At 61.4% G+C, this 5,703-nt stretch carries 7 protein-coding genes; 3 read left to right on the top strand and 4 right to left on the bottom strand.

What is annotated here, in order from left to right; all coding sequences use genetic code 11:
- On the top strand, positions 1 to 967 hold a 967-nt coding region (locus AYR66_RS13300; protein ID WP_206047166.1), incomplete at its 5' end, for a thioesterase domain-containing protein.
- Complete coding sequence (locus AYR66_RS13295) at positions 964 to 1,650, top strand: TVP38/TMEM64 family protein (RefSeq protein ID WP_088707873.1); 687 nt, start codon at positions 964 to 966, stop codon at positions 1,648 to 1,650. The genes AYR66_RS13300 and AYR66_RS13295, both read left to right, overlap by 4 nt.
- Here the strand turns inward: AYR66_RS13295 and AYR66_RS13290 are convergent, their stop codons facing one another.
- The 4 genes from AYR66_RS13290 to AYR66_RS28385 are packed head-to-tail and all read right to left on the bottom strand — an operon-like array spanning position 1,651 to position 4,537.
- Positions 1,651 to 2,718 (bottom strand): nucleotidyltransferase domain-containing protein, encoded by a 1,068-nt coding sequence (locus tag AYR66_RS13290; protein WP_088707872.1) that lies wholly within the window; start codon positions 2,716 to 2,718, stop codon positions 1,651 to 1,653.
- Positions 2,715 to 3,593 carry an HprK-related kinase A gene (locus tag AYR66_RS13285; RefSeq protein WP_088707871.1) on the bottom strand — a complete coding sequence of 293 codons (879 nt, stop codon included), beginning with the start codon at positions 3,591 to 3,593 and terminating at the stop codon, positions 2,715 to 2,717. Before AYR66_RS13285 ends, AYR66_RS13290 begins: the two co-directional genes overlap by 4 nt.
- Positions 3,594 to 3,637: 44 nt before the next feature.
- A complete protein-coding gene (locus AYR66_RS13280) occupies positions 3,638 to 3,910 on the bottom strand; it encodes an HPr-rel-A system PqqD family peptide chaperone (RefSeq protein WP_088707870.1) in 273 nt (90 codons plus the stop codon).
- Between the two features lie 54 nt (positions 3,911 to 3,964).
- The gene (locus tag AYR66_RS28385) at positions 3,965 to 4,537 is read right to left on the bottom strand and encodes a hypothetical protein (RefSeq protein ID WP_141104071.1); all 573 of its coding nucleotides are present in this window, start codon (positions 4,535 to 4,537) and stop codon (positions 3,965 to 3,967) included.
- A 298-nt stretch (positions 4,538 to 4,835) separates the two neighbouring features.
- Between AYR66_RS28385 and AYR66_RS13270 the strand changes: the two genes are divergently transcribed.
- Positions 4,836 to 5,627: a S1 family peptidase gene (locus AYR66_RS13270; RefSeq protein WP_088707868.1), complete on the top strand. Its 792-nt coding sequence runs from the start codon at positions 4,836 to 4,838 to the stop codon at positions 5,625 to 5,627.
- The last annotated feature ends 76 nt before the right edge of the window (positions 5,628 to 5,703 follow it).

Here is a 5,703-nt window from a genome sequence, read left to right as displayed (position 1 = left end):
GGACGACCGCCTCGCCGAGCCGCTTGTCGCGCGCCCGCCGCGCAACGCCACCGAGTCAACGCTGCTCGCGGTGTGGGAAGACATCCTGCAACGCCGACCGCTGTCGGTGCGCAACAACTTCTTCGAGGCCGGCGGTGATTCGCTGGCGGCCATCGAAATCGCGCTCGCGGTGGAAGCGAAACTCGGGGTCCCGGTCTCGCTGCAGATGCTGGCCGAGCATCCGACCGTGGAACAGCTCGCCATCGCGCTGGAACAGGAAGCCAACGCACCGCGCACCCTGATTTCGCTTGGGCCGCGGCAAGGCGGCATCCCGATTTACCTCGCGGCATCCGGGCACGGCGACCTGCTGCGCTTCCAGAACCTCGCCAATGCGCTAGGCAACACCTACGACGTGCACATGCTGCAGCCGCCGGAAGACAAGGCAGACCATTCCATCGACCGCCTTGCCGAGCTGTACGCCGACCGCATTGAGGCGCGCGGCGACGGCCCGCGTTACATCGCAGGGTTCTCGGTCGGCGGCATTGCCGCGCTCGAAACCTCGCGCGTGCTGCAGCAGCGCGGTATCGATGTGCATGGCCTGTTCCTGATCGACACCATCTATCCCGGCTTCGTGCTGCGCAAGACCATCCCCTGGCGCACACTCGGCTGGCTGACCCGCCTGCTGCGCATGCACGACCTGAGCATGAACGGCCGCCGCCTCGGCGCCATGTTCAACGACGCGGGACTGGTGGCGCAGGTCGAGGCACTGGGCGCCTACCGCCCCTGCAGCGCGGAGGTGCCGGCGCACCTCATCATCTCGTCCGGGCTGGCAAGCTGGGACCGCTGGCTGTTCCGCGCCTGGCGCACGCTGATGGGCAGCCGCCTGTCCGAACTCCAGGTGCGCGGCCTGCACGGTTCCATGTTCGAACCCGACAACGTTGGCGACCTCGCGGCCGCTATCGCCTCCCGCCTTGAGGGCGCGGCGTGAAACACAAGGAGCTCGCCGGATTGCACCGGCGACTGAAGGCACTCGCATTGCTCCTCGTAGTGCTCATCGCCCTCGCGGTCGCATGGAAATGGACGCCCTTGCGCGACTGGCTCGACCTCGAGCGCATCGTTTCCCTCATGCAGTCCGCCGGTACGCGCTTCGGCCTCGCCGCTGCCGTCGCAGCCTTTGCCGCCGCCTGCATTGCGGTCGTCCCGCTGAGCTTCCTGACCCTGGTGACCATCGTCGCGTTCGGTCCTGTCGAAGGCTTTATCTGCACCATCGCCGGCGCGAGCATTGGCGGCGCGGGAAGTTATTGGATGGGCAGGTTGCTGGGGCGTGAAGTTGTCGAAGGCCTGGCCGGAGAACGGATGAACATGCTGAGCCGCCGGCTCGCGGGACGCGGCCTGCTCGCAGTAGCCGCCATACGCCTGGTGCCGGCCGCGCCGTTCGCGGTGGTCAACCTCGTGATCGGTGCCTCGCACATCCGATTCCGCGATTTCCTCCTCGGGAATGTGCTGGGTATGACGCCGGGCACGCTCGCGATCGCGCTATTCCTCGAACAGATCGTGACCGCGCTCACCACGCCCGGACCGGGGTCGATTGCGCTGGCCGCACTGACATTGCTGCTGATTGTGCTGGGCGGATGGGGACTCAAACGCTGGATGCGCCAACCCGGCGAGTGACTACTTTTCGCGCGGCGAAATGAAGGCCTTGTGGAACAGGTGGCGCGCAAGCAGGAGGGGCGGCATGCGCAGCCAGTTCGCGCGGATGTAGAGAAGTTCCTTGGCGGTGGCGGTGAAAGAATCGGTGCAACTCACGTGGTCCGGCGCCAGCGCACGCATGAAGAGGCTGTCCATCAGCGCCAGCAGCCGCCCTTCCGGTCGCCCGGCGTCGGCGGCAGCCATCACATCGGCGGGAATCTGCGTATCCAGCATCCGGCTCGTATAGCGCAGTGCGTAGAACAATGGCCGTTCCAGCTGCAGGCGAAGTGCCCGCGGCACCAGCCCGGTCCAGAATTCGGGCGACTGTCCGAAGTGCGTCAGCAAGCGATGCAGGTCCACCAGGTCGCGCAGGCCGTTGTCGAATTCACCGTCGTTAAACAGGTGCACCGCGCTGTGCAGCACCATGTCGTGCGGCGCCAGCACCGTCAGTTTTCCGCCAACGGGGAGCGCCGCTTCCAGCAGCAATGCGGAATCGGGATGCATGGGCGCCGTTTTCGGCACAATTGCGTGGTGCACGTCGATCACCGTCTGGCGCTTCACATGCTGCATCGGCGGCAGCTCGTGCATCCAGGTCCGGTAGTAGCGCTGGTCGTAAGCGTCGGTGTGCAGGCTCACCCATCCGTGCAGCATCAGCTCCGCCTCAACCGCCCCGAGGCTGGCCTCCGGCACCAGTATATCGATGTCGTTGAAGATGCGTCCACGTCCCGCCGGCAGGCCGGCAAACACGTAAGCGGCGCCTTTCAGGAGCATCACTGGAATGTCGAGCCCGGCCAGCGCTTTCACGATATGGCCGACTTCCCAGTGCACCGCCTGCGAATGACGTTCGGCGCCGATGCGCGCCCAGTCGAGATGCTCGCGCGGCTGCGGCGGCACGGCATCGAGCAAGCCGTGTTCCTCCAGCACCGCGGCGAGGCCGGTCAAGACATTGGCACGCCGCGCCTGGCGGATCAGCAAATCCCAGTCGGAAAGCTTGAGCGCCTTCACCGATGACGGCTCGCAGAAAGCGCGCTGGACGATGTGCTCGTTCATAATGCGGCGCGCGCCTCCGCTTCAAGCGAGTCAAAGACAGCCACCGCATCGTCGAGCCGGCTGTAGGTGAATTCGAAGCACAGCGAAGCGTCGATGGTATCCGCCAGCACCTCGAAGCCGCGGGTGCCCAGCGCATTGAAATTGAATGCATTTTCAGCGACGCGCAGCAGCGCACGCGAACGCGGCAAATCCAGCAGTTCCGGTGCCGCATCCGGCTGGTACTGCGGGAAGATCACCCACCCGGGACGCGCTTTTTCATGGACGCGCCGCACGCTATCGGCAGTCGGCTTCATGTGCGCGACCGAGCCTTTCGTCGTATCCATCACGGTCGGGCTGAAGACCGAGCCCGGCACATAGGCCTTGATGATGTCGATGGACGCGTTCTTCAGGCTTACCGGGCGCGGCAGCGGATGGATCTTGCCGTCATCGATCCCGATCAGGGTCAGTTCATCCGACAAAAGCCGCCATCCGCGACTGACGAGCGCAGCGCACAACGTGCTCTTGCCCGAACCCGGCGGCGCCGGCAGCACGGCAGCCCGTCCGCCGCGTTCAACGACGGCCGCGTGAATGATGAGGTAGCGATAGACATGGGCCGACACGCACCAGTTGAGCCCCCATTCGAACATCGGAAAAGCCTGCTCCAACGGCAGTGGCTTGAATGGCGACTTGCCATCGAAGTGGAAGAGCACCTGCGGCCGGTACCAGCGGCGCAGGTTTGCCGGCCGGTCGAGACTGACATGGAAATCGGCGAAGTCCTCCTCCGCCAGCGGATAGTCGGCGTACAGCAGCCCGATACCTGCAGCGACGGAGCGGATCGCGCTACGCACATGCGTGACGAAGGCGCCCGTACGCAGGTAAAGCCCGGGCCCTTCCATGCGGAGCTGAAGCTCCGTCGGCGATAGGGAAGATAAGGTCAAGTTCAGGCGCGCTCGACCAGGGCAAGCGCATGCATGTCGGACACGGTCATCTCGATTTCTTGCTGCAAATCGTCACTTGGCTCACATTGCCATTCGATGGCAAAACGTTGCACCAAAGATAGCACATCGGCAGGCGCCTGTTGGAGTGCCTGGAGAATGTGCGCAGCACGTTCATCGAGGACGTGGATGTCGCCGGACAGCGCGTTGTAGACGACGAATTCGCCATCCCAGAATCTCAGCTGGAGAGCGTTTTCGTCGATGATGCGCCATTGCATGATGGATGGAGTTAGGCGGCAGTAAAAAAACCGGCGCCTCTAATACCGCAGGACTTAGAAGGCGAAGGTCTGCTTGATGTAGTCAACAACCTGTTCAGGAGTCCATTTCACTCCGGCGGTTGGTGTGAAGTACCCTTTCGAACGTAGCTCGTTCCACATAGCCTGAAGCGTGGCCGTGTCCAAGAACGGACTCCAACCCGCCTTGTAGTTCAGGTAGGCGGCAACAAGGTGCATGCCGAGGTTGTACTTGTCGAAACCCTGCGGATTGAGCAGCGTGAGCATGGTCACCGTGTAATACGGTGAAGATGCCGGCACCGTAAATACGCTCCTAAACTTGACCGTTGTTCGATTGGGGATCGGCCAGTTATCATGGTTTTTCCAATACCCCGGCGAACGGCCAGCACAGACACAATTGTCGCCCGGGCGGCTCAGGTTACCCGACACAAAGCCGGACGGGCTCTTGCACACCGTCCCGAGAACCGGACGGCTCGTCAATGTAGCAATGATGCCCGAAGCAGCAAGGCCAGTCCGCGCAAAACGCCGACGGCCGGCATTTTCCAGTCCCTTTTCAGCGAGGCTGGAAACCTTCTCGTCACTGCTCTCGTTTTGCTGACCGTTCGGGGTCATGTAACGCTCCACTGCACGTTGGTTGATTGATGGCGGCGGTGCCGCTCAGTCATGCACACCTGTTAGCAAAAGCTGTTCCACTCCTGGATCATTTCAAATTAACGCATAGGAATCAATACGTTACTGACAACGATCAACAAAACTTATTCGGCGGCAATAGAAAAACGGAGTAGATGTAAAATTTTCCGACAGGACATGTGGGCCTATATCGCGAGAGTCTCGATCATTCTGCCTATCAACCAGCGGAAATTTCATTATAGACTTGAAGATAATATCTTTGCATCACATTTGAGCCTTCATGAGACTTCCGCCCATCGGCCTTGCCTGCCTGTCACTTGCTTTCGCAGCATGTTCCCTATCTGTCAGGGCCGAAGATTTGCCTGGCACGATTGCCAAAGTCAAACCCGCAGTCGTCGGCATTGCAACTTTGAAAAAGGGACGTACGCCCCCCATCCTCTTCATTGGCACCGGGTTTGTCGTGGGTGATGGCCTGACTGTGATCACCAATGCCCATGTCGTAAAGCAACCGGGTATTGACGATGGGTCTGAATTGCTCGGCGTATTGACCAGCAGCAACCAGGCAGCGGCCGACATGCGTTCTGCAACCATCGTCAATACCGACCGTGAACGCGACCTCGCGCAACTTCGCATCGCCGGAACACCGCTGCCAACACTAAAGCTGGGAAACTCCGACTCGGTTCTGGAGGGTCATTCCTTGGTGTTTACCGGCTTTCCGCTAGGAATGATCTTGGGCTTCCACCATGTCACCCACCGCGCCTTGGTCGCCGCAATCACACCGGTTGTCGATCCTGCGCCGACATCCCAGATCCTAAATCCGAAAATGATTGCACAACTGCGCAGCGCGCCGTACAAGGTATTCCAGCTTGATGGAACGGCATATCCGGGCAGCAGCGGCAGTCCGCTTTACGATCCGGCCACCGGTGAAGTACTCGGCATCATCAACAAGGTAGCGGTGAAAGGAACAAAGGAGGCCGCCCTGACACAACCAAGCGGCATCACTTATGCGATCCCCGCCCGGCACATCCATGAGCTCCTGGACAGGCAGCCGGCTCAGCCGGCTGCTAAGTAGTGATCAGAAGAAACTTTCCGGAATAATGAGGACATCACCGGGACGCATCGGTGTGTTTGCGGAGATGTCGCCTTTC

Origin of the sequence: Noviherbaspirillum denitrificans (assembly GCF_002211445.1) — a bacterium.
Taxonomy (GTDB): Bacteria; Pseudomonadota; Gammaproteobacteria; order Burkholderiales; family Burkholderiaceae_D; genus Noviherbaspirillum; species Noviherbaspirillum denitrificans.
The sequence above is the reverse complement of the archived record's forward strand: the minus strand, read 5'-3'. Positions and strand labels throughout refer to the sequence as shown.